General features: G+C 72.1%; 17 protein-coding genes and 1 riboswitch. Of the genes, 11 read left to right on the top strand and 6 right to left on the bottom strand.

Annotated features, from left to right (window positions below):
- Positions 1-95 precede the first annotated feature (95 nt).
- Positions 96-238: riboswitch (cobalamin riboswitch) on the bottom strand.
- A 506-nt stretch (positions 239-744) separates the two neighbouring features.
- The 5 genes from ABZY91_RS03215 (at position 745) to ABZY91_RS03195 (ending at position 7,317) form a co-directional block, all read left to right on the top strand.
- On the top strand, positions 745-1,680 hold the full coding sequence (locus ABZY91_RS03215) for a hypothetical protein (protein WP_355399401.1): 936 nt from the start codon (positions 745-747) through the stop codon (positions 1,678-1,680).
- A gap of 165 nt (positions 1,681-1,845) precedes the next feature.
- Positions 1,846-3,318 carry a glycosyl hydrolase gene (locus ABZY91_RS03210; protein WP_355399399.1) on the top strand — a complete coding sequence of 491 codons (1,473 nt, stop codon included), beginning with the start codon at positions 1,846-1,848 and terminating at the stop codon, positions 3,316-3,318.
- Positions 3,319-3,532: 214 nt separating this feature from the next.
- The gene (locus ABZY91_RS03205; RefSeq protein ID WP_355399397.1) at positions 3,533-4,372 is read left to right on the top strand and encodes a hypothetical protein; all 840 of its coding nucleotides are present in this window, start codon (positions 3,533-3,535) and stop codon (positions 4,370-4,372) included.
- Positions 4,373-4,445: 73 nt separating this feature from the next.
- Positions 4,446-5,897 (top strand): glycosyltransferase family 2 protein, encoded by a 1,452-nt coding sequence (locus ABZY91_RS03200; protein WP_329883116.1) that lies wholly within the window; start codon positions 4,446-4,448, stop codon positions 5,895-5,897.
- Between the two features lie 28 nt (positions 5,898-5,925).
- Complete coding sequence (locus ABZY91_RS03195) at positions 5,926-7,317, top strand: hypothetical protein (RefSeq protein WP_355399395.1); 1,392 nt, start codon at positions 5,926-5,928, stop codon at positions 7,315-7,317.
- 10 nt (positions 7,318-7,327) lie between these two features.
- Here ABZY91_RS03195 and ABZY91_RS03190 read toward each other — a convergent pair whose 3' ends face one another.
- Together ABZY91_RS03190 and ABZY91_RS03185 are read right to left on the bottom strand one after the other, a co-directional pair.
- The gene (locus ABZY91_RS03190) at positions 7,328-9,586 is read right to left on the bottom strand and encodes an acyltransferase family protein (protein WP_355399393.1); all 2,259 of its coding nucleotides are present in this window, start codon (positions 9,584-9,586) and stop codon (positions 7,328-7,330) included.
- Between the two features lie 114 nt (positions 9,587-9,700).
- A complete protein-coding gene (locus tag ABZY91_RS03185; protein WP_329952274.1) occupies positions 9,701-10,195 on the bottom strand; it encodes an N-acetyltransferase in 495 nt (164 codons plus the stop codon).
- 413 nt (positions 10,196-10,608) lie between these two features.
- Between ABZY91_RS03185 and ABZY91_RS03180 the strand changes: the two genes are divergently transcribed.
- The gene (locus tag ABZY91_RS03180; protein ID WP_355399390.1) at positions 10,609-11,670 is read left to right on the top strand and encodes a helix-turn-helix domain-containing protein; all 1,062 of its coding nucleotides are present in this window, start codon (positions 10,609-10,611) and stop codon (positions 11,668-11,670) included.
- Positions 11,671-11,736: 66 nt separating this feature from the next.
- Here the strand turns inward: ABZY91_RS03180 and ABZY91_RS03175 are convergent, their stop codons facing one another.
- The 4 genes from ABZY91_RS03175 to ABZY91_RS03160 form a co-directional block, all read right to left on the bottom strand.
- Positions 11,737-12,510 (bottom strand): histidine phosphatase family protein, encoded by a 774-nt coding sequence (locus ABZY91_RS03175; RefSeq protein ID WP_329883111.1) that lies wholly within the window; start codon positions 12,508-12,510, stop codon positions 11,737-11,739.
- A 163-nt stretch (positions 12,511-12,673) separates the two neighbouring features.
- Positions 12,674-14,287, bottom strand: a complete 1,614-nt coding sequence (gene mctP / locus ABZY91_RS03170) for a monocarboxylate uptake permease MctP (RefSeq protein WP_329883110.1) — start codon at positions 14,285-14,287, stop codon at positions 12,674-12,676.
- The gene (locus ABZY91_RS03165; protein ID WP_329883109.1) at positions 14,284-14,553 is read right to left on the bottom strand and encodes a DUF3311 domain-containing protein; all 270 of its coding nucleotides are present in this window, start codon (positions 14,551-14,553) and stop codon (positions 14,284-14,286) included. Before ABZY91_RS03165 ends, mctP begins: the two co-directional genes overlap by 4 nt.
- Positions 14,554-14,945: 392 nt before the next feature.
- Positions 14,946-15,746: a GntR family transcriptional regulator gene (locus ABZY91_RS03160; RefSeq protein ID WP_329883108.1), complete on the bottom strand. Its 801-nt coding sequence runs from the start codon at positions 15,744-15,746 to the stop codon at positions 14,946-14,948.
- A gap of 336 nt (positions 15,747-16,082) precedes the next feature.
- On the opposite strand from ABZY91_RS03160, the gene ABZY91_RS03155 reads away from it, so the two are divergent.
- The 5 genes from ABZY91_RS03155 to ABZY91_RS03135 all read left to right on the top strand — a co-directional run bounded on the left by ABZY91_RS03155 (position 16,083) and on the right by ABZY91_RS03135 (position 22,629).
- On the top strand, positions 16,083-17,372 hold the full coding sequence (locus tag ABZY91_RS03155) for an extracellular solute-binding protein (RefSeq protein ID WP_355399387.1): 1,290 nt from the start codon (positions 16,083-16,085) through the stop codon (positions 17,370-17,372).
- An 89-nt stretch (positions 17,373-17,461) separates the two neighbouring features.
- Positions 17,462-18,490, top strand: a complete 1,029-nt coding sequence (locus tag ABZY91_RS03150) for a sugar ABC transporter permease (protein WP_355399385.1) — start codon at positions 17,462-17,464, stop codon at positions 18,488-18,490.
- Positions 18,487-19,314, top strand: coding sequence for a carbohydrate ABC transporter permease (locus ABZY91_RS03145; protein ID WP_329883105.1), 828 nt, complete (start codon positions 18,487-18,489; stop codon positions 19,312-19,314). Before ABZY91_RS03150 ends, ABZY91_RS03145 begins: the two co-directional genes overlap by 4 nt.
- 7 nt (positions 19,315-19,321) lie before the next feature.
- On the top strand, positions 19,322-20,875 hold the full coding sequence (locus ABZY91_RS03140) for a glycoside hydrolase family 3 protein (protein WP_355399382.1): 1,554 nt from the start codon (positions 19,322-19,324) through the stop codon (positions 20,873-20,875).
- A 458-nt stretch (positions 20,876-21,333) separates the two neighbouring features.
- Positions 21,334-22,629 (top strand): extracellular solute-binding protein, encoded by a 1,296-nt coding sequence (locus ABZY91_RS03135; RefSeq protein ID WP_355399380.1) that lies wholly within the window; start codon positions 21,334-21,336, stop codon positions 22,627-22,629.
- The last annotated feature ends 266 nt before the right edge of the window (positions 22,630-22,895 follow it).

Raw genomic sequence — 22,895 nt, 5'->3', positions numbered from 1 at the left:
GGACGGCGCGGGCGCCCGTGGCGTCGCGCGGCGTGTCGTCCCCGGCCCGCCCGCGAGGCCCGGAAGGTGGTGCTCGTGCTGGGGCCTCTGCGGGGAGGCGCTCGCACACCGTCGGCAGGTACTCGGACTCGCGGGCTCCCATGGGGAGACGGCCGCTCACCGCTGCGGGGCAGTCCCGGACTTGCACCGGGTTCCCCTGCGTCGACAGCAGGGTCGAGCATACATCTAGTGGTGCTCTCTCGATGCGACACCACATGTTGTGCAGCGCGGCGTGTTGGCGCGATGACCGCTGGTACCGGGGCGGGAGCCGGGAAGGGGCGCGGGCCGGGGTTCCGGACGCCCCGGGGCTTGTCAGGATTCGGAAACGGAATGGTGACCGGGGCGGTCGCCGGTCAGGGCCATGCCCTACGATCTCGCCTCATGAGCGACGGAACGGGCGTGCCCGGGGAGTGGTCTGGACAGCCCGCTTCGCCGGGGGAGCAGCCGGCCCCTCCCGCCGGTGCGGGGGGCGCACAGAACCAGCAGCCGGGTGGACCCGGACCGGTGCCGCCGGGGCAGCAGCCCTCCGGCGGCCAGGCCGTGCCGCCGGCACCGGGCGGCTTCGGACCGCCTCCGGCGTCGTACGGACCGCCCGCGCCGCCGCCGGCCCGGCCGCCGGCGCCCGCGGCGCCGCAGCCGCCGCAGTCGATCCAGGTGCCGCCGCCCGTTCAGCCGCCTGTTCCGCCGCCCGCGCCGCAGCCTCCGGTGCAGCCCCAGCCGCCGATGCCGGTGCCCTCGCACCACTGGCAGCATCCTCCGCAGCCGCAGCCGCAGCCGCAGCCGCAGCCGCAGCACCTGCCGCCGCCGCAGCAGACCGAGCCGGACTGGGCCGCGCTCGCCGACCGCAACGCGGCCGAGCACCGGCGCAAGACCCGGTTGAAGATCATCGGTGCGGCCGTCGCCGTCCTGATCATCGGCGGCGCCGTCGCCGGCGGCCTGCTCCTGCTGGGCAAGGACGGCGACGAGAAGCCGATCGCCGGGCCCACGTCGACCGCGACCGGGGCCACCCAGCAGCCGGCGCCGTCTCCGACCGGCTCCGCCAAGCCGACCCCGACGTCCACCCCGACGCCGACCCCCACCCCGAGCGCGACCCCCGACGACCCGTCGAAGCCGCTCTGGGACGCCTCCACCGACCCGGCCCCGCAGGACGCGGCGGCGCTCTTCTCGGCGCTCACCGTGACCGTCAACGGCGCCACCTGGAACCGGACCGTCGTCTCGCTCGACTCGCCCTGCTGGGACGGCAACTCCACGGTCGGCGGTCTCGGCCGGGCGCTCGGCGACCAGGGCTGCCGCCAGGTCCTCCGGGCCACCTACGTCTCCGGCGACAGCGCGGTGACGCTCGGCGTCGCCGTCTTCGACCACAAGATCCAGGCCGAGACGGCACTGAAGAACTACGTCGGCCACCTCAAGGGCGCCGCCGCCCCGGGGGCGCCGGTCTTCTGCGCCACTCCGGGCTGCACCAACACCAAGAGCATCCTGGGGCGCTACGCCTACTTCACCGTCGAGGGTTCCGCCAAGGGCGGCAACACCGCGGACGCCGCCGCGACCGCGGCCGCCACGGGCTTCGGCGAGCACGTGAAGAACCAGCTGCTCCAGCGGGCCAAGACGCCCGCGGCCCCGCCGGCGGCCCCGGCGGGCTGACCGCCCGCCGCCGGCCCGGCCGGCCGTCCCCCGCGTGCCCGCTCGCCGGGACGCGGGGGAGTGTGGCAGGCTCGCGGGCTGTCAGTCGTACGCGTGTCCGGTCGTGGCGGCCCGGGCGTCGCCGCCGGGCCCCCCGGCCGACCCCGGTCTCCGGAGGAGTGCCCCGTGGCCCTGCCCCGCCCGTTGCACGGCAAGCCGGCCGCCCTGGCCGTGTCCGCCGCCGTGCTCGCCACCGGCGCGCTGGTGCTCGGCGGCCGGGACGACCGCTCCGCCCCGCCGCCGCCCGGCCCCGCCGGGCCGACCGGACGCAGCGAACTCACCCTCAACGGCGCCGGCCGCGCCCTGCCCCCCGAGGTCGGCCGCGACCTGCTGGCCCGTGATCCGCAGGCCTCGCCGAACGCCCGGGCCGTCCAGCAGCTGCTCGCCGACCTGGAGGCCACGGCCCGGTCCGGCCGCTCCGGCGGCACGGTGATCGGCCAGCACATCGAGGGGCACAACGAGCGCTACAACCCCGAGTACGGCGACTACCGGGGCACCAAGCCGGTCGGCTACTACTACAAGAAGGCCGCCGACATCACCGGCAAGCTGCCCGGCTTCGTCGAGACCGACCTCGGCCCCGGGTACGGCCAGAGCGGCTGGGGCGTCGGCAACCCGCGCTCCTACTCCGAAGGGCGCTGGCCCGCCTGCGCGGTCGGCTGGCAGTACACCGACGACGCGGTGGACCTGATGGCCGCCGTCTGGTCCGGCCACCCGCGTGCGGCGGACGGTACGTACGGCGCGGCCGGCGTCCAGAAGAACTGCGACGGCACCGCCACCGAGCTGCCCGACAACGGCGGCGCCCCGGCCGGCCTGGTCGGCATGTCCTTCCACCAGCCGTACCCGGGTTCGGACGTCAAGTCCTTCGACCGGGTGCTCTGCTCGTCCTCGCCCGCGGCCGGCGACCCGGCCTGGTTCGGCCGGGTCGTGGACAGCACCGGCGGCACCCCCGAGTACCGGGCGCTGCTGACCGACCTGTCCTTCCTCGCCGACCACCTGGAGTACCTCGCCGCCCACGACGTGCCGGTGCTGCTGCGCCCGTACCACGAGATGAACGCGGCCGACTGCGCCCGCGGCTTCTGGTGGTCCGGCCAGAAGCCGGCCGACTACCAGGCGCTCTGGCGGATCACCTACCACTACCTGGTGGAGACCCGGGGCCTGCACAACCTGCTGTTCGCCTGGACGCCGGTCTCCTGGGACGGCGCCCCGGGCGTCGACCCGTGGAACTACTACCCGGGTGCGCAGTACGTGGACCTGGTCGGGGTGGACGACTACAGCGGCAGCCCGGCGCGCCCGATCGGCACCGGCGAGGTGTGGACCAAGCGCTACTACGACGGCCTGGCCGGGTACGGCAAGCCGCGGATCCTGGCCGAGTCCTTCGCCGTCCCGGTCAACTCCCGACAGCCGGACACCCTGCGGCGCACCCCGTGGACGATCTGGACGGTCTGGGGACAGTCGCTGACGGCGGACAACCTGACCCCGGACCAGCCGCGCAACTCCAACGCCGACGTCAAGGCCACCTACGACGACGCCCTGGCGCTCACCGGCGGTTCGGCGGCGTTCGGGGCGAACGTGGACTGGAGCGGCCTGCACGTGCGGTGATGCCGGTCGGCGGCGGCCGGGGCCCGGGTGCCGGGGCCGGGGAGGCGGACGGCGGTGCGCCGGGCCGGGCCACCGGCTGCGGTCGCGGGCTTCGGTAACAAGTCGGCGGCCCCGGGCCGCCCGGAATTCCGGGCCGTCGACCCGTGTGGCATCCTGTGGCCCGGAATCGAGCGGGCTGATGCCGGGGGACACCCGGCGGGCGGGGGTACGGGAGATGACACAGGTGCGTCCGGACCGCCCGGCCGGTGGCATCGCCGTGGCCTGGGGAGCCGTCCTGCTCTGCTGGGCGGCGTACAACTGCTTCTGGCAGGCCGGTGTCGCCACCTTCGTCAAGGGCATCTTCTACTACGGCAGCGACGCCGTGACCGCCGAGACCGGCAGCCTCAACTACGGCCTGCTGTACCTGGTCTCGGGCATCCTGTTGCTGCGCGGGCACGGCTGGGCGCGCGGGGTGGCGGTCGGTGTGGCGCTGGTCGAGGGCTACAACCGGGTGCGCAGCCTGACGGGTGCGCTGCTGGACGAGCCGCAGCGCCGCTGGTTCACCGGGACGACCGAGGGCTGGCTGAAGCTGGTGACCTTCGGGCTCGGCGTGCTGGTGACGGCGGTGCTGGTCCTGCTGCTGGTCCGCTCGCTGCGGCGGCCGGAGACCGGCCGGGAGCCGGCGCCCGGCCCGTGGGCGGCGCAGTCGCCGTTCCCCGGGCAGACGTTCCCGGGGCAGCCGCCGTTCGGCGGGCCGGTCCAGCAGCACGCCCAGCCGCATGCCCAGCCGCATGCCCAGCAGGCGCCGGCCGCCTGGGCACCGCAGGCCCAGCCCTACCCCCAGCCCCATCCGCAGGCGCAGCCCCACCCGCAGGCGCACCCCCAGCCCTACCCGCACGAGCAGCCGACCCAGACCGGCTGGCCCCAGCCCCAGCCCCAGCCGTACGCGTCCGGTCCGGCGGCCCCTCAGCAGCCCTGGCCGGCCCCGCCGGTGGCGCCCGGACCGGTCACGCCGGGCCCGGTGGCGCCCGGTCAGGTCCGGCCTCCCCAGGACACCCCGCCCTACCCGGGGTAGCCTGCTGGATGCTCCGGCCGTTGGGCCGGACGGATGAACGCTCAGCCGAAGACGACGAGGAACCCCTTTCACCATGACCTCAGCAACACCGGTGCGGACGGTCCTGACCACGTCCCGCGAGGCGGCCAGGCTCGCCGACCGGCAGATGTCGTGGAAGCCCCGGGTCGTCCCCTTCTACCTCTCGTTCCTGGTCATCTTCGGCTTCTCGACCTGGGCCTACGTGCCCAACCCGACCCCGCTCGGCTGGGTGATCACGATCCTCTGGGGCATGCCGGTGTTCGGCGTGCTGATCGGGTTCCAGGGCGTGCTGATGGTGCGCCGCCGGATCCGCAAGGCCGGGCGGATGACCCCGCCGGTGCCGGTCGACGACGACTACCTGATCGTGCTGGTACCGACCATCGGCCGGCACGACACCTACCCGGCGCTGGAGCGCTCGGTCCTCTCGTACGTCGAACACCTGCCGGTCTACTTCCCGTGGATGCGGGTGGACATCCTCACCGAGGAGGGCTGCGCGGCCGGCGAGAAGATCGACGACCTGGCCGCCCGGCACCCGCTGATCCGGGTGGTGACCGTCCCGAAGGCGTACGAGACGCCGAACGGCACCAAGTTCAAGGCCCGCGCCAACCACTACTCGCACGAACTGCGGATCGACGAGGGCGAGGCCGAGGACGACGTCTGGGTGCTGCACATGGACGACGACACCGGTGTCGGGCCGGACACCGCCGCCGCGGTGGCCCAGTTCATCAACCGGCAGCGCCGGGCCGGGGACGACGCCAAGCACATGGCGCAGGGCATCCTGACGTACCCCCGCGAGAACGCCGTCTCCACCTTCACCTGGCTCGCCGACGCGATCCGCCCGGCCGACGACATCGCCCGGTTCCGCGCGATGACCGGCACCGGCACCCCCATCGCCGGCGTGCACGGCGAGCTGCTGCTGGTGCGGTCCTCGGTCGAGGCCACCATCGGCTGGGACTTCGGCCCGAAGACCATCGTCGAGGACGCCCAGATGGCGCTGAACTTCTGCCTGCGCTACCCGGGCCGCAGCGACTGGTTCAACGGCCGCTGCTACGGGGCGTCGCCGGCCGGGGTCAAGGACTTCCTCAAGCAGCGCGAGCGCTGGGCCTGGGGCCTGGTGGCGCTCTGCTTCAACAAGTCCATCCCGCTGCGGTTCCGGCTGTTCATCGGGATGGGCATGGTCAGCTGGGTGCTCGGCCCGCTGCAGCACGTCGGTCTGGTGCTGCTGGTCGCGTGGTTCACCGGGACGATGAACACCTCGCCGGTGACCCAGTCGGTGGTGCTGGTCTGGTCGATCAACTTCGCCTACGTGATCTGGACGTACTGGGAGGGCCTGCGGCTGAACGTGGTCGCTTCGGCGAACCACCGGCGCAAGTGGTGGGAGCCGATCGTGGTGGTCGCGGCCATCCCGCTCTTCTCCTTCCTGGAGGGCTGGGGCGGTCTGCGGGGGCTGATCAAGTTCCTGCGCCGCGAGGAGAACAAGTTCGTCGTCATCGCCAAGCCGGCCTGACGGATCACACGGGACTGCTGCCAGAGCCATGAAACGTTTCGTCATCTTCATCCTGCCGACCGCCGTGCTCGGCATCACCGTGGGCGTCCCGATCCTGTTCGGGGACCACCCGGTCAAGTTCGACCACCGGCGGCCGACCGAAGTGCACTTCGCCGGCGTCGCGGAGGAGCAGGGCCGCGTCTGGGGCTTCGGGAAGGACACGCCGCAGGAGCCCGTGGACACCGGCCCCAAGGTGGTCCGGCCGTGGACCGAGGGCAGCCCCGAGTGGGGCGTCCAGGTGTACTGGCTGGACGACCCGAACGACCCGGAGAGCTTCGTCCAGGGCAAGGTCGACCGCATCGTCGACTACGTGGTCGGGCTCAACGCCAACGCGCTCTCGGTGACGTTCCCGTACTACACGGTGGGTGCCAAGGCCAACGCGGTCGCGGCCCGGCCGACCACGCCCGGCCCGGACCGGCTGGCCCTGCTGCTGGACGCCGCGCACCGCGCGGGCCTGCGCACCACCGTCCGGCCGCTCCTGGACGAGGAGGCGCTCAAGTACACCACCACCGGGAACTGGCGCGGCAACATCGCCCCGGCCGACCGGGACGCCTGGTTCGCCAGCTACGCCGCCTTCCTGACGCCGTACCTGAAGACCGCCCAGGACCACGGCGCGGCCGAGTTCACCATCGGCACCGAGTTCAACTCGCTGGAGAGCGACCCGCACTGGGCCGGGCTGGTGGAGCAGGCGCGGAAGACCTTCCGCGGCGAGCTGGCCTACGACGCCAACTGGGACAACTGGTCCAAGGGCGCGATCCCGGTGCCGGTGGAGCAGACCGGCGTCGACGCCTACTTCCCGGCCAAGTCGGCGGGGGACGACGCCTCCGCGGCGGACCTGGTGGCCAGCTGGAACACCTGGCTGGACAAGCGCGGCAAGGGCGTGCAGCCGACCACCAAGCTGACCGAGGTCGGCATCCCGGCGCAGAAGGGCGCGTACAAGACGCCCGGTGACTTCTACACCAGGCGCGAGCTGAACGAGCCCGTGCAGGCGACCTGGTTCACCGCGGTCTGCCAGGTCGCCCGGGAGCGGAAGCTCGCCGGGGTGTACTTCTGGTCGCTGTACTTCGGCATCGACCCGACCCTGCCGACCACCGAGGACACCCCGCGGATGGACTTCGCCGGGCGGCCGGCCTCGGAGAAGGCGATCCGGGACTGCTTCGCGCAGACGTACGAGGTGCCCGCGGCCCCCGAGGGCCACGGCACCGCCGCCGCGAGTGCGCCCGCCGCCCCGGGCACGACGGCGAGCCCGGCCCCGGGTGCCACCACGCCGGCCCCGAGCAGCCCTGCCCCGAGCAGCCCTGCCCCGAGCAGCCCTGCCCCGAGCAGCCCTGCCCCGAGCGGCTCCGCCCCGGGCAGCCCGCAGGCCACGCGCAAGCCCTAGCAGGACCCGGCTAGGGCTGGGGCTTGGCGGACGGGCTCGTGCTCGTCGACGGCTTCCCGGCCGCCGGCGGCTGGGTCGTCCCGGTCGCCCGGCCGGTCGGCGTGCTCTGGCCGGTGGGCGTGGGCGTGGGCTGGCCGGTGGCGGCCGGCGACGCCGTCTGGGCGGGTGCCTGGGCGGGCGCCGGGGCCGGAGTGCCCGGTTGTCCCCCCTGGGTGGCCTGCGGCGTCGCGGGCGGGGGCCCGTCGGCCCGCACCCCGGCGAGCGCGTCCGAGATCTGCTGCTCCAGCCACGGCGTGACCACCCGCATGCCGGCCGGCGTCAGGTGCACGCCGTCGGTGGCGGGGGAGACCAGGTGGCCGTCGCGGTCCTTCCAGAGGCAGGTGCCGTCCGGGCAGTAGAAGGCGTTCAGGTCGAGCAGTTGGACGGTGCCGGCGGAGCCCCGTACGAACTCGGCGACCTGCTGGTTGTAGCAGGTGCCCCAGGTCTTGTTGATCGCGCCGTTCTCGACCCGCTCGTTCATCAGCAGCACCTTGGCGTCGCCCGCGCGCTGCCGGATCAGGCCGACCGCCTCGGCGAGCTGGGTGCCGTACCGGGTGCGGTAGTACTCGTCGCACGGGTTGAGCCAGGTGCCGTCCAGGTACTGCTCGGCGGCGTCCCAGCCGAGGTGCAGCACGACCGCCTGCGCCCCGGTCCGGCCCAGGTCCCGCTCCCAGCGCCCGGTGCGGTCGCGGCACTCGTCGGTGGTGTCGAACTCCTCCTTCGAGGTGCCGCGCACCCTCTCCGCGCCGAACACGCCGCAGCCGCTGATCCCGCCGTCGACCACCCGGAAGCGGTCGCCGTGCCGGTACAGGCCGGTGGCGAGGTCCTGCGAGAAGGAGTCGCCCAGCGCGAGCACCAGCGGCCGGCCCGCCGAGCCGGAGCGCATGTCGTACGAGACCCAGGCCGGCAGGTACCAGGCGCCGACGGTGGCGACCGCGGTGGTGGCGGCGAGGATCGGGACGGTCGGGAACGGCCGCCAGCGCATGACCCGCACCCGCTCGGTCGCGGTGTGCAGCAGCCAGGCCAGCACCCAGGAGGCCGGTGCGCCGATCGCCAGCAGCATCGGCGGCGAGATGTCGTCGACGAACCGCTGGAGCATCCAGTAGACCGGCAGGTGCAGCAGGTAGAGGCTGTACGAGATGGTGCCGGTGAGCCGCAGCGGCGGCAGCGAGAGCAGCCGGACCAGCGGGCCGCGGTCGTGGCAGAGCGAGGCGACCAGGACAGCCGAGAGCGCGGCCACCGCGGCCAGGCCGCCCTGGTAGAGCCACGGCTGCTTGTAGTCGTGGACGGTGAGGCTGGCCGCGACCAGCCCGCCGAGCGTGGCGGTGCCCAGCAGGGTGAGCAGCGCGGTGCCGGCCGGTCCGGAGGCCGCCCGGAAGCGTCGCTGGGTGCGCGGGCCGGCCCCGGCGCCGTCCGCGGCCTTGCGCCGCAGCCGCAGGTAGACCACGAAGGCGGCGGCGGCCCCGGCGGCGAAGCCGACCGCGCGGGTCTCGGTGCCCAGGTAGAGGCGGTCGGCGTTGGAGCCGTTCCACATCAGCGGGGCGACGGCGGCGGAGAGGACGAACAGCACGCCGGTGGCGATCCCGGTCGCGGTGAGCGAGCGGCGGCAGACCGCGTGGATGAGCAGCAGCAGCAGCGGCCAGACCACGTAGAACTGCTCGGTGATGCTGAGCGACCACATGGCGGCCAGCGGGTCGATCCCCGCGTAGTGCTGCCAGTAGGCGTCCCCGCGCTCCAGCTGGGCCCAGTTGGCCACCTGGGCGAGGGCGGCCAGGGCCTGGGGGCGCAGCTCCTTGACGTCCTTGAGCGGGCTGACCAGGGCGGAGAGCGCGACCACCAGGAAGACGGTGGCGAGCAGGCCGGGCAGCAGCCGCTTGGCACGGCGGCGGTAGAAGACGCCGAGCGCGATCCGGTCCGTGCGGTCCAGCTCGCGGATGAGCACCAGGGTGACCAGGAAACCGGAGAGGACGAAGAACGCGTCCACGCCGAACAGGCCGTTCTGGAACCAGTTGGTGTGGTAGAGCAGCACGGAGGCGATGGCGAGGCCGCGCAGGCCGTCGACCGACGCGAAGCGCACGGACGGGGGGAGGGGGCGGGGCGGCTCCGGAGGGGGCGCCGGTACCGCGTACCGGCTGCCGCGCGGGGCCGGGATACCCCGGGCCTCGCGCATGTCCTGGAGCGTGGGTCCGCTCGCCGCCGAGGGCGCGCCGAGGCTGGGCCCGTCGTGCATGGGTTCTTCTCCCCCGATCGATGGGCTGCCGCGAGGTGTCTCGATCAGAGGTTTATATCAAAAGACCCCGGTTGATCGTCGGCCGGCCACCCGGAACCGGGGCCGGAGCGGGCGTCAGAACGCCAGGCTGTACACCATCAGATCCACGCCCGGGTACGGCGACCAGTCGCGGTCCGGGGACCGGCGGAAGCCGACCCGCCGGTAGATGCGGTGGGCGGTGGTCATCTCCGGGCGGGTGGAGAAGGCCATCCCGGCCAGGCCGAGCTCGCGGCTGCGGGTGAGCGCCGCGCGGACCAGGGCCTCGCCGACGCCCCGCCCGCGGGCGGCCGCCGAGGTGGCGAGCATCCGGATCTCGCCCTCCTCGGGGGTCGCGATGTCGGCCCACTCGGTGCCGCCGACCGCGAAGGTCACGCAGCCGAGCACCCGTCCTTCGGCCGCGTCGACCGCGACGAGGAGTTCGGCCTCCCGGGCCCGGCGGGCGGCGTCGCGCAGGAGGTGGACGTAGTCGCTCTCGGGCGAGGTGTGCCCGTCACCGACGAAGGCCTCGACGGTGATGCGGCCGGCGTCCTCGAAGTCCTCGGCGCGGGCCGGGCGGATGGCGATGTCCATCCGGTCAGTGTGCCGGAACCGCTGCCGGCGCCGGTCGCCGGGTCGGCCGTGGACGGACCGACGCGGTCGCCGGCGGCAGTGGGGGGAGCGGAGGGGGCGGTGGCGGGGTCGGCGGACGGGCGGAGGGAGGCGGCGGGCATGGTGCCGTAGAGCCGGTCGGGCAGGGCGGGGTCGACGGGGTAGCCGCCCGGGCGGTGCCAGTTGTCGCGTCCGGCGGCGTCCTGCTGCGCCACCTCGCGTCCGATCAGGGCGCCGAGCAGGCCGATTCCGCCGACGGCCCCGACCAGGGCGAGTGCGCTGGCGATGGTGTCGGAATCCATGACTTCACTCTGCTCGTGTCGCCGGACGCCTACGAGTGGCAGGAATGCCTTAATGCATCGAAAAACTGCCAGCGGTCGTCCTATCCTGGGGGCATGCTCAAGAACGTGGTCGCGGTGGTCCTCGAAGAGCTCCACCCCTTCGAGCTCGGTGTCGCCTGCGAGGTGTTCGGCCTGGACCGCAGCGCGGACGGCCTGCCCGGGTACGACTTCGCGATCGCGGGCGCCCGCCCCGGCCTGCACCGGACGCACGCCGGCTTCTCCGTCGACGTCCCGCACGGCCCCGAGCGCCTCGCCGAGGCCGACCTCGTCGTGGTCACCGCGACCGGCGTCCGCCCCGAGTACCCGGCTCCGCTGGTGGACGCGGTCCGGGCGGCCGTCGAGGGCGGCGCCCGGGTGCTCTCCATCTGCAGCGGAGCCTTCGTGCTCGGCGCCGCCGGCCTGCTCGACGGCCGCCGCTCCACCACGCACTGGCGGCACACGGCGGAGCTGGCCTCGCGCTTCCCGCTGACCACGGTCGAGCCGGACGTCCTGTACGTGGACGACGACCCGGTGATCACCTCGGCCGGGACGGCGGCCGGCATCGACGCCTGCCTCCACCTGGTGCGCCGGATGCAGGGCGCCGAGGTGGCCCGCGGGATCGCCCGGCGGATGGTGGTGGCCCCGCACCGGGAGGGCGGACAGGCGCAGTTCGTGAACCGGCCGATGCCGGAGCACGACGGGGACTCGCTCGCGCCGCTGCTCGACTGGATGCGTCACCACCTGGACCGGGAGTCGACCGTCGAGCAGCTGGCCGCCCGGGTCCACATGTCGCCGCGCACGTTCGCCCGCCGCTTCCAGCAGGAGACCGGCACCACCCCGCACCGCTGGCTGACCGGGCAGCGGCTGCTGCTCGCACAGCGGCTGCTGGAGTCGACCACGGAGCCGGTGGACGCGATCGCCGCCCGCTGCGGCTTCGGCAACGCGGCCACCCTGCGGCACCACTTCGGCCGCCGGCTGGGGACCACCCCGCTGGCGTACCGCCGCTGCTTCGCCGAGCCCGAGACCTCCGACGGCCGGGCCACCGGGCCGTCCGTGCCGGCCGCCCGCGCGGTCCGCCCCGTACCCGGCCGTCCCGTACCCGGCCGTCCCGTACCCGGCCGCCCGGCGCCGGCCTGAGCGGCCCGGGCGCCCCGCCGGCCGGTGCCGCTCGGGCCGGCGCCGCTCAGGCCCGGGCCGCGGGGGTCACTCCCCGTCGCCCAGGTGCCCCGTGTCGTTCCAGTGCGCGGGCCGCAGCCGGTCGCCCTCCGCCCGCCAGAGGCTGGTGGAGCAGTTCCGCACCGGCTCCAGCGCGGTCAGCTGCGCCTCGGTGAGCCGGTCCAGCGCGTACCTCAGCATCAGCACGGTGCAGTCGTGGGCGACCAGCAGGACGGGCCGGCCGGCCTCCTCGGCGCAGATGTCGCGCAGCACGCTGCGCACCCGCAGCGCCACGTCCGCCCAGGACTCCCCGCCGGGCGGGCGGTAGTACAGCTCGCCCATCTTGCGCCGCCGGGCCGCCTCCTCGGGGTGCTTGGCCTCGATGGCGGCCTTGGGCAGCATCTCCAGGATGCCGAGTTCGCGGTCGCGCAGCCGCTCGTCGTAGCGGACGGCGAGGGAGACCGGGACGGCGCCGAGCCCGGCGGCCTGGGCGAGCGCGATCCGGGCGGTCTCGGCGGTGCGCACGTACGGCGAGCACCAGACGCTGCGCGGGCGGTCGGCGCTGGGCAGGCCGGCCCACCAGCGGCCGAGGGCGTGGGCCTGCTGCTGGCCGTGGAGGGAGAGCGGGATGTCCGCGTCCCGGCAGCTGATCGGCACGCTGAGCGCGCCGACGGCCTCGGCGAGCTGGAACTCGACGTTGGCGGTGGACTCGCCGTGGCGGGTGGCGATCAGGACGGACGGCAGGCCGGTGGCCGTCGCGCCGGGTGGGTGGGTGGTGGTGGAGAGGTGTTGACCGTTGAGCGTGGTGCCGAGTTCTGCCATCGCCGCTGCTCCCCGTGGGTCGGTCAGTTGCCGGCCGGTTCCGGTCCGGTCTGGTGGTGCCCTGTTGGTGCCCTGTCCGTGCGGCTGTTCATACATATGATCGCGCCGCCTCTCCAGTGTTGACGGAGGAGACGGCGCGATCACAGGGCGCGCACGGGGTGCGTCAATGCGCCGTCACGGGCTCCGGCGCGTTCCTCGGCTCCTCGTCGCCGCTCTCGGCGCCGTAGTCGGCCGGCCGGGTCTCGTCCGGGCTCTCCGGGGCCTTGGCGGCCCGCAGCGCCAGGGTGAGCGCGACCGAGACCAGCAGGTTGAGCACGAAGGCGGTGAGCCCGATGTAGCCGATCTCGCCGATGCCGGGGATCTCGGCCGAGTTGCCGCCGAAGTGCTTGGTGGCCGGGCTGGCGATGCTGTACGCCTTCCAGGTGCCGTAGACCATGCCGGCCGCCCAGCCGGCCAGCAGCGCCCAGTGGTGGAACCAGCGGGTGAACAGGCCGCCGACGATCGCGACGAAGGTCTGCAGGATCCAGAGGCCGCCGAGCAGCTGCAGGTTGATCGCGGCCTGCTTGTCCATGCCGAGCACGAACACCAGCGCGCCGACCTTCACCAGCAGCGAGACGAACTTGGCCACCCGGGTCTCGTCGGCGGGAGTGGCGTCGGGCTTCAGGTACTCCTTGTAGACGTTGCGGGTGAAGAGGTTGGCCGCCGCGATCGACATGATGGCGGCCGGCACGAGCGCGCCGATCCCGATCGCCGCGAAGGCGACGCCGGTGAACCAGTCCGGGAACATGTTCTCGAACAGCTGCGGCACCGACAGCTGGGTGTTGAACGTCTTGTCGCCCTTGCCGACCCCGGCCGCGATCGCCATGAACCCCAGCAGCGCGAGCAGCCCCAGCATCAGCGAGTAGGCGGGCATGATCGCCATGTTCCGGCGGACGGTGTTGCGGGACTTGGAGGCCAGCACGCCGGTCACCGAGTGCGGGTACATGAACAGCGCCATCGCGGAGCCGAGCGCCAGCGTCGCGTACGTCCACTGCTTGTTCTCCGGCACGGTGAGCGAGCCGGTCGCCTTCGGCGCGGCGAACTTCTCGCCCGCCACGTCGAAGATGTGACCGAAGCCGCCGAGCCGGATCGGGATGTAGATCACCGCGACGATGATCACGACGTAGATCAGGGCGTCCTTGACGAAGGCGATCAGCGCGGGGGCCCGCAGCCCGGAGGAGTAGGTGTACGCGGCCAGCACGCCGAAGGCGATGAACAGCGGCAGGTCCTTGACGAACCAGTTGGCGTTCTCGCCGCCGCCCACGCCCAGGACGTCCAGCACCGCCTGGATGCCGACCAGCTGGAGGGCGATGTACGGCATGGTGGCGAGGATGCCGGTGAGCGCGACCACCAGCGAGAGCGGCTTGGAGCCGTACCGCCCGCGGACGAAGTCGGCCGGCGTGACGTACCCGTGGACCCGGGAGACCGACCAGAGCCGGGGCAGGAAGAGGAAGACCAGCGGGTAGGCGACGATCGTGTACGGCACCGCGAAGAACCCCGCCGCGCCGGTCGCGTAGACGGCGGCCGGGACGGCGACGAAGGTGTACGCGGTATAGAGGTCGCCGCCGAGCAGGAACCAGGTGACCCAGGTCCCGAAGCTGCGCCCGCCGAGGCCCCACTCGTCGAGGTGGAGCGCGTTGTCGGCGCGGCGCCACCGGGAGGCGAGGAAGCCCATCACGGTGACCAGCGCGAAGAAGAGGACGAAGACCGCCAGCGCGGGCACGTTGACCCCGTTCATCGGGCGCCACCCGCCTTCCGGGCGGCCCGGCGGGCCTTCTCGTCCCGGTTGATCAGCAGGTAGGCCGCGACCGTGAAGACGGCCGAGACCGGGACCCAGAGCAACTGGTACCAGTAGAAGAAGGGCACTCCGCCGGCTTCGGGGTCGAGCTTGTCGTACGAGCCCACCCAGAGCATCGCGACGATCGGCACCAGCAGGGCGAGCGCGGCCAGCACCCGCTCGGGGGTGACCGCCGGGAGGTCCGGGGGGCCTTCTGGCTCGGGCATGACAGGTTGGTCGGTATCGAGGTCTGACGACATGGTTCGGCTCCGCTTCGGAGGGTTTCACCTCGTCGGCGCCGCAACCCCGAGGAGTCGCACACCCCCCGCGGGTCCGCCGAGCAGCACCAGTGGTGATCGACAGTCAGTACGGATGCGGAATCTAGAGCATGGAGTGACCCGTGTCACTGGGTTCGCGCAACTTCCCGCCATCCGGGCGATGTGCGCGCCACCCCCGTGGTGCGCACGCCGGGTGGGTGCCCCGCACGCCTGGCCAGTGGAACGCGCGCCGGTAGGCGGACGGGCGCGGAGGAGGGGTGCGCGCGCCGGGCAAACGGAACGGGCACCGGCGTGTGCGGGGAGTGCACGCCGATGCCCGGAAGCACGGAGGAGGGGTGCGGCTACTCGGGCAGCTCCGGCCGCTTGAGGCGGGTGATGAACTTGTAGCGGTCACCGCGGTAGATCGAGCGGACCCACTCCACCGGGTTGCCCTCGGCGTCGAAGGAGTGCCGGGCGAGCTGGAGCATCGGCAGGCCGAGGTCGGAGCCGAGCAGTCCGGCCTCGCGCGGGTCGGCGAGGGTGGTCTCGATGGTCTCCTCGGCCTCGGCCACGGTGACGCCGTACACCTCGCGCAGGGCCGTGTACAGCGAGTTGTGCTTGGCCAGGTTGCGGCGCAGGGCGGGGAAGCGCTTGGCGGAGAGGTGGGCGACCTCGATGGCCATCGGGTCGCCGTTGGCCAGCCGGAGGCGCTCGATCCGCAGCACCCGGCCGCCGGGCTTGATGTCCAGCAGCGGGGCCAGCCGGTCGTCGGCGGTGATGTAGCCGATCTCGATCAGCCGGGAGGTGGGCTCCAGGCCCTGGGCGCGCATGTCCTCGGTGTAGGAGGTGAGCTGGAGGGCCTGCGCCACCTTGGGCTTGGCGACGAAGGTGCCCTTGCCCTGGATGCGCTCCAGCCGGCCCTCGACGACCAGCTCCTGGAGGGCCTGCCGGACGGTGGTGCGGGAGGTGTCGAACTGGGCCGCCAGTGCCCGTTCGGGCGGAACCGGGGTCCCCGCGGGCTGGGTCTCGGTGAGCTGCAGCAGGTGGCGCTTGAGGCCGTAGTACTTGGGCACCCGGGCCGTCGGGTCTGCGCCGCCCTGCGTCGGTAGGTTCTTCACCTGGGGGTCGTTGACCTGGGCCGTGCTGCCCCCGTCGCTGCTCATCGGACCTGTCTCCCGCTTCTCGCGGGGCTTTTGGGGGCCCCGCCGCATCATTAACAACTCACATCGTTGCATGTATGGCTACGGAACGAATACCTCATCACGCGATGAACGATGTGCGGTGTCGGCTTGATAACGGGTGGTCCTGATCGGTCGAACAGCCGTTGACAGGCCCATTGGTCTAGGCCAAGCTCCAGGCATCTGGTCTACACCACTAGGCCGGTCACTATGAATCCCCCCACCCGTTCGCTGGGGTCCGCGGCACCTTTCCTCCCGCATTGTGTGGGTCCGCCGCAGCCACCCGACGGGGGTAACCCAGGCATCCCTCAGGAGGATGGCGTGAAGCGTCAGCTCATTGCGGCAGTCGGCGTCGCGGCCATGGTTGTTGGTCTCGCGGCTTGTGGCTCGGACGCGAAGAAGGACGACACCAAGACCGGTTCGTCCACCGCGGCCGATGGCAAGAAGGACTACAGCGGCAAGACGCTCAAGGTCTGGCTGATGAGTGGCTCGGCCCCCAAGGGCTGGGAGGACTCGGTGAAGACCGAGTTCGAGTCCAAGTACGCGGGCTCCAAGGTCGAGTTCCAGGTCCAGGAGTGGACCGGCATCGGCCCCAAGGTCACCGCCGCGCTCTCCGAGGGCTCCGTCGACGTCCTGGAGGTCGGCAACACCCAGACCGCCGGGTACGCCGCCACCGGTGGCCTTCTGGACATCACCAAGGACAAGGCCGCCATCGGCGGTGCCGACTGGGCCGCCAACCAGAGCGAGTCGGCGATCCTGGACGGCAAGCAGTACGCCGCCCCGTGGTACGTCACCAACCGCGTCGTCGCGTACAACAAGGACCTCTGGGCCAAGGCCGGTCTGACCGCCACCCCGAAGACCCTGGACGAGTTCTACGCCGCGCTGGACAAGCTCAAGGCCACCCCCGGTGTCGCCGACCCGCTGTACATGCCGGGCCAGGAGTGGTACGTCTACTTCGGTCTGCTCACCACCGAGGGTGGCAAGCTGGCGAAGAAGGACGGCGACAAGTGGGTCGGCGGCCTGTCGTCCCCCGAGGCGCAGAAGGCCTTCGAGACCTACAAGACCATCCAGGGCAAGTCGGTCACCGGCGCCAAGGACAAGGACGAGGCCAAGCCGCAGCAGAAGGACGTCTTCGGCAAGGGCGACGTCGGCTCGATCATCGGCCTCGGCTGGGAGCTCCCGGACGAGAAGGCCATCCCGAAGGACAAGATCGGCTTCTTCCCGCTCCCGGGCAAGACCGCCGACAAGCCCTCCGGCGTGTTCCTCGGCGGCTCGAACCTGGCCATCGCCCAGGCGAGCAAGAACTCCGAGATGGCCAAGGACTTCCTGGCCGTCGCCCTGAACGACAAGAACGAGGGCCTGGTCGCCGCGGCGGGTCTCATCCCGAACAAGAAGGCGCTCAACGACAAGGTCGTCGGTGACTTCGCCACCGCCGCCAAGGACGCGGCCGTCGTGGGTGGCATCACCCCGACCACGCCGAACTGGGCGGCCGTCGAGAACGAGCCGAACCCGATCAAGGAGTTCCTGACCAACGCTCTGACCGGTGACTACGCGGCGGCGGCCAAGAAGGCCGACGACGAGATCGCCAAGCGTCTGAACGCCAAGCAGTAACAGTCGAGCGGCGTCGCTCACCGACTCCCGGCGGGGAGCCGGTGGGCGACGCCTGTCCGTCGTGGTCAGGTTGTCAGGAAGAGAGAACGATGGCTGTGCATTCGGAGCGGGTGCAGACACAGTCCCCGGCATCGGGGAAGGCTGCTGTGGCCACTACTGAGACGAGCGCCCACCGCGGTGGCGGCGCCGGCACCCCGAAGAAGAGCGCCAGACCGGCGGACGGCCCGAGCTTCGGCTCGCGGTTCGCGCCGTACCTGCTGCTCCTGCCCGCCACCGTGGCCACCCTGGCCCTGCTCGGCTGGCCCCTGCTGAAGACCGTCCTGGTCTCGTTCCAGAACCTGAACGCGCGCCAGCTCGTCCAGCACCTGACCGAGTGGAACGGCTTCGAGAACTACACCGAGCAGCTCAGCGACCCCGAGTTCTGGTCGGTCGCGGGCCGGAGCGTCGCCTTCACCGCGCTCAACGTCTTCCTGATCATGGTGGGCGGTTCGCTGGTCGGTCTGCTGCTCAACCGGCTCGGCAAGAAGATGCGGCTGCTGCTGTCGATCGGCCTGCTGCTCGCCTGGGCGATGCCGGTGGTCGCCGCGACCACCGTCTACACCTGGCTGTTCGAGACCCGGTTCGGTGTCGTGAACTGGTTCCTGGACACCCTGGGCTGGCACTCGATGGCCACCTTCAACTGGACCGGCAGCCAGTACTCGACGTTCTTCGTGATCCTCCTGCTGCTCGTCTGGGGCTCGATCCCGTTCGTCGCGTTCAACATGTACGCGGCCCTGACGACCATCCCCAAGGAGCTCTACGAGGCTGCCCGGATGGACGGCGCCGGCGCGGTCAAGATCTTCACCTCGGTGGTCTTCCCGAACCTCAAGCCGTTCTTCCTCGCCACGACCTTCCTCGAGGTCATCTGGATCTTCAAGGCCTTCACGCAGATCTACGCGATCAAGGCCGGCGGTCCCGACGGGCTCACCCGGACCCTGCCGATCCACGCCTTCCTGGAGGGCACCGGCCGCCAGCACTACGGCACCGGTTCCGCGATCGCGGTCCTCACCATCCTGATGCTGGGTGCGCTCATGGCGTACTACTTCCGCATCATTCTGAAGCAGGAGGACGAGCTGTGAGGCGCTCGCTCATCGGACGCACCTGGCCGAACGTGATCGCGGTCGTCCTCTTCGTCTTCTTCGTGTTCCCCGTCTACTGGATGATCGTCACGGCGTTCAAGCCGGACAAGGACATCGTCAGCAAGACGCCGGTGTTCCTGCCGCTCAACGCGACCTTCGACCACTTCAAGACCGCCATCGACGCGCCGAAGTTCTGGACGTACACCGCCAACAGCTTCATCGTCACGATCCTCGCGGTGCTGCTCTCGCTGGTGATCGCCACCCTGGCGGCCTTCGCCATCGCCCGGATGAAGTTCCGCGGCCGCAAGGGCTTCGTGCTGGTCGTCATGGCGGCCCAGATGGCGCCCTGGGAGGTCATGACCATCGCGGTCTACCTGATCTCCCGCGACAACGAGATGCTGAACAGCCTCGTCCCGCTCACCGCCTTCTACATGATGATGGTGCTGCCCTTCACCATCTTCACGCTCCGCGGATTCATCGCGGCGGTGCCGAAGGAACTGGAGGAGTCGGCCATGGTGGACGGCTGCACCCGGACCCAGGCCTTCGTGAAGGTGATCTTCCCGCTGCTGGCGCCGGGCCTGATGTCCACCTCGCTGTTCGGCTTCATCACGGCCTGGAACGAGTTCCCCCTGGTCCTGATCCTGAACAAGACCGAGGGCCAGACGCTGCCGCTGTGGCTGTCCTCCTTCCAGACCAACTTCGGCACCGACTGGGGCGCCACCATGGCCGCCTCGACGCTGTTCGCCCTGCCGGTGCTGATCCTGTTCGTCTTCCTGCAGCGCAAGGCGGTCGGTGGCCTCACCGACGGCGCCGTGAAGGGCTGATCCCGCCATGAGCATCCTCGTACCCACCCTCCCGGCCTCCGACCAGCTGCACCGCGACGCGCTGACCGTCCTCCAGCCCGGCTTCGTCGGCACCGAGCCGCCGGAGTGGCTGCGCCGCCACCTGGCGGCCGGTCTGGGCTCGGTCGCGCTGTTCGACCGCAACGTGGCCGACCTCGCCCAGCTCGCCGCCCTCACCGGGGCGCTGCGGGCCGAGAACCCCGACCTGCTGATCGCCATCGACGAGGAGAGCGGCGACGTCACCCGGCTGGAGGCGGGCTCCGGCTCGTCCTGGCCCGGCAACCTCGCGCTCGGCGCGATCGACGACCCGGCGCTGACCAGGGACGTCGCCCGCGAGCTGGGCCGGGCCCTGGCCGCCGCCGGCGTCAACTACAACTGGGCGCCCACCGCGGACGTCAACTCCAACCCGCGCAACCCGGTGATCGGCGTCCGCTCGTTCGGCGCCGACCCGGAGCTGTGCGCCCGGCACACCGCCGCCTGGGTGGAGGGCCTGCAGTCGGCCGGTGTCGCGGCCTGCTCCAAGCACTTCCCGGGGCACGGCGACACCGCGGTCGACTCGCACCACGGCCTGCCGGTCATCGACGTCGACCTGGACGTGCTGCGCGCCCGCGACCTGATCCCGTTCCAGGCCGCGATCGCCGCCGGGACCAAGGCCGTGATGACGGCCCACATCATGATCCCGGCGCTCGACCCGAAGCTGCCCGCCACGCTCAGCCCGCTGGTGCTGCGCGACCTGCTGCGCGCGGCCCCGGAGGACGGCGGCCTCGGCTACCAGGGCCTGATCGTCAGCGACGCCATCGAGATGGGTGCCATCGCCGACACCTTCGGCATGGGCGACGGCACCGTGCTCGCCCTGGCGGCCGGCGCGGACGCGATCTGCGTGGGCGGCGGCCTGGCCGACGAGGCGACCGTGCTGATGCTGCGCGACGCCATCGTGGCGGGCGTGCAGTCCGGCAAGCTCGCCGAGGAGCGGCTCGCGGACGCGGCCGCCCGGGTGCGGGCGCTCGGCAGCTGGGGCCGGATCGCGGCCCAGGGCGAGCGGCCGGAGGCGGACCTGGCGGTCGGCCTGCGGGCGGCCCGCCGGGCGCTGCGCGTGGTCCGCGCGCCGGGCCGGGAGGTCCTGCCGGTGACCGAGCGCCCGTACGTGGCCTCGTTCTCCGCCGAGCCGAACATCGCGGTCGGCGACGTCACCCCGTGGGGCGTGGCCGGCATGCTGGCCGACCGCTTCCCCGGCACCCGGACCCGCGAGGTCGGCCCGGAGACCGCCGAGCCGGCGGTGCTGGACACGGTGGTGGCCGAGGTGCTGGCCGGCGCCGAGGGCCGCCGCCTGGTGCTGGTGGTCCGGGACGTCCACCGGCACGAGTGGATGTCCGCCGCGCTGGCCCGCCTGGTGGCGGCCCGCCCGGACGCCGCGGTGGTCGAGATGGGCCTGCCGCAGTCCGAGCCGGTCGGTGCGCTGCACATCGCCACCCACGGTGCCGCCCGGGTCTGCGGGCTGGCGGCCGTGGAGGTGCTCACCGGGCAGCCGGGGGCGGTCGGCTGAGACCGTCCGATCTCCGGCCGGGGAGTCCCGGCCGGGCCGTGACACAGGGTGCCGGGAGGCACGCGCCCAGCGGGCCCGTCATGCGCATGTCGCATGGCGGGCCCGCTGCCGTTTCCCCCCGTTGACCTGCGATGTCGCAACCTGACGGTGTTCCCTCAAATCCTCCTTAAGGCACCCTTAAGTTCTACTTAGGGTAACGGTGGGGCAACTGATCGCCACGCGGTACAACAGGTCTGCAACGGCCCTGGCTGCCAGGCCATTTGGCGTTGACACCGTCAGTGGTCTAGGCCAGGCTCCAGTTCATCCGGTTCGAATTTCAATTTCACCGGATGTGGTATAGGCCCACCCCTAAGCTCTTCGCCGCCCCTCCCCGGACACCGTCCCGGCGGGCGCCACCACGCTGCCGGCGGGCACAGGCTCTAACACCCTCGGAGGATGGCGTGAAGATGCGTCGGCTCATGGCTACGGCCGGAATCATGGCGCTCGCGGTCGGACTGACGGCTTGTTCGTCGGGCGGCTCCGCGTCAAGCGACGCCAAGAACGCCTCGACGGACCCGAAGGCCGCAACCGGCTCCGTCACGGTCTGGCTGATGGACGACGCCCAGAAGAGCTGGCCGGACCTCGTCCAGCGGGTGAACGACGACTTCGCCGCCAAGTACCCCAACGTCACCCTGAAGCTCGCCTACCAGGGTTGGGCCGACAAGGTGACGAAGCTGGACAAGGCGCTCGCCGACGGCACCGCCCCGGACGTCGTGGAGCTCGGCAACACCGAGACCATGAAGTACGTGCTGTCCGGCGCGCTGGCCCCGGTGGAGCGGAACACGTTCGACAACTCCGACTCCTGGATCAAGGCGCTCGCCAACACCTGCACTTACCAGGACAAGCTCTGGTGCGTGCCGTACTACGCGGGCGCCCGGGTCGCCATCTACAACTCGGCCGCCTTCCAGCAGGCCACCGGCAACGCCGAGTTCCCGAAGACCGAGGAAGAGCTGCGCACGGCGCTGGACAAGGTCGCCGACAAGAACAAGGCGGACCGCACCTACTCGTCGCTCTACCTGCCGGGCCCGTACTGGTACGCCGCGATGAGCTACGTCTCCGCGTACGGCGGCGCCATCGCCCGGTTCGACAGCGCGGGCAACTGGCACGGCACCCTGAGCGACCCCAAGTCCCAGCAGGGCATCACCCACTTCGTCGACCTGGTGCGCAAGTACAACAAGGGCGACCTCGCGGTGAACGAGCAGAACCAGTTCGAGTCGATGGCCCGCGGCCACGCGGCGGCGTTCTACGGCAACGGCTTCGAGTCCGCCAGCGTCACCGCGCCGGTCACCGGCGACCCGAGCCTGAAGGACGCCGTCAAGGTGGCCACCATGCCCGGCCCGGGCGGCAAGCCGCTGCCGACCTTCATCGGCGGCTCGGCCCTCGCCGTCACGTCCAAGTCGCCCTCGGCGGCGCTGGCCGCCGACTGGGTCCGGATGTTCACCAGCACCAAGTCCCAGCAGGCGCTCGCCGACAAGGACATCCTGCCGAACAACCTCACCCAGCTGAACCCGCTGAAGAACAAGCCGGCCACCGCCGCCGCGGCCAACGCCGTGCCGGACGCCTGGTTCACCCCGCTGGCCCCCGGCTGGGGCGCGGTGGAGAAGCAGAAGATCCTGCCGGACATGCTGACCGCGATCCTCAAGGGCAAGTCGGTGGACCAGGCCGCCAAGGAGGCCGACGCCGCGATCGACCAGCTGATCAACAAGGCGGGCTGACCGGACGGGCGGGCTGACCGGACGGGCCGGCCGGCCGGCAGGAGCCCCTCCCCGCACTGCGGGGAGGGGCTCCCGGCGCTCGCGGCCCCCTGGCCCCCGGGCCGGCCCGGACCTGCCGCGGACGGAGTTCTGATGTGCCCGGCGCGGACGCCCCCCGTAGGATTGCCGCAGATTCACCGCAGCGAGTGTGCGGACTCGCCGCCGTAGAGGTCTCCGCCGGGCACGCCCGCCCAGCGGGGTTGGACCACTCATCGGAGGCACATCCA

Origin of the sequence: Kitasatospora sp. NPDC002965, assembly GCF_040611255.1 — a bacterium.
GTDB lineage: Bacteria > Actinomycetota > Actinomycetes > Streptomycetales > Streptomycetaceae > Kitasatospora.
The sequence above is the reverse complement of the archived record's forward strand: the minus strand, read 5'-3'. Positions and strand labels throughout refer to the sequence as shown.

Excerpts from the sequence above, each read along its gene's own strand:
- ABZY91_RS03135 (WP_355399380.1), top strand. The coding sequence starts at position 21,334 with ATGGCTACGGCCGGAATCATGGCGCTCGCGGTCGGACTGACGGCTTGT.
- mctP (WP_329883110.1), bottom strand. The coding sequence starts at position 14,287 with ATGAACGGGGTCAACGTGCCCGCGCTGGCGGTCTTCGTCCTCTTCTTC.
- ABZY91_RS03195 (WP_355399395.1), top strand. The coding sequence starts at position 5,926 with ATGAAACGTTTCGTCATCTTCATCCTGCCGACCGCCGTGCTCGGCATC.
- ABZY91_RS03165 (WP_329883109.1), bottom strand. The coding sequence starts at position 14,553 with ATGCCCGAGCCAGAAGGCCCCCCGGACCTCCCGGCGGTCACCCCCGAG.
- ABZY91_RS03160 (WP_329883108.1), bottom strand. The coding sequence starts at position 15,746 with ATGAGCAGCGACGGGGGCAGCACGGCCCAGGTCAACGACCCCCAGGTG.
- ABZY91_RS03140 (WP_355399382.1), top strand. The coding sequence starts at position 19,322 with ATGAGCATCCTCGTACCCACCCTCCCGGCCTCCGACCAGCTGCACCGC.
- ABZY91_RS03180 (WP_355399390.1), top strand. The coding sequence starts at position 10,609 with ATGCTCAAGAACGTGGTCGCGGTGGTCCTCGAAGAGCTCCACCCCTTC.
- ABZY91_RS03150 (WP_355399385.1), top strand. The coding sequence starts at position 17,462 with ATGGCTGTGCATTCGGAGCGGGTGCAGACACAGTCCCCGGCATCGGGG.
- ABZY91_RS03205 (WP_355399397.1), top strand. The coding sequence starts at position 3,533 with ATGACACAGGTGCGTCCGGACCGCCCGGCCGGTGGCATCGCCGTGGCC.
- ABZY91_RS03190 (WP_355399393.1), bottom strand. The coding sequence starts at position 9,586 with ATGCACGACGGGCCCAGCCTCGGCGCGCCCTCGGCGGCGAGCGGACCC.
- ABZY91_RS03175 (WP_329883111.1), bottom strand. The coding sequence starts at position 12,510 with ATGGCAGAACTCGGCACCACGCTCAACGGTCAACACCTCTCCACCACC.
- ABZY91_RS03200 (WP_329883116.1), top strand. The coding sequence starts at position 4,446 with ATGACCTCAGCAACACCGGTGCGGACGGTCCTGACCACGTCCCGCGAG.
- ABZY91_RS03185 (WP_329952274.1), bottom strand. The coding sequence starts at position 10,195 with ATGGACATCGCCATCCGCCCGGCCCGCGCCGAGGACTTCGAGGACGCC.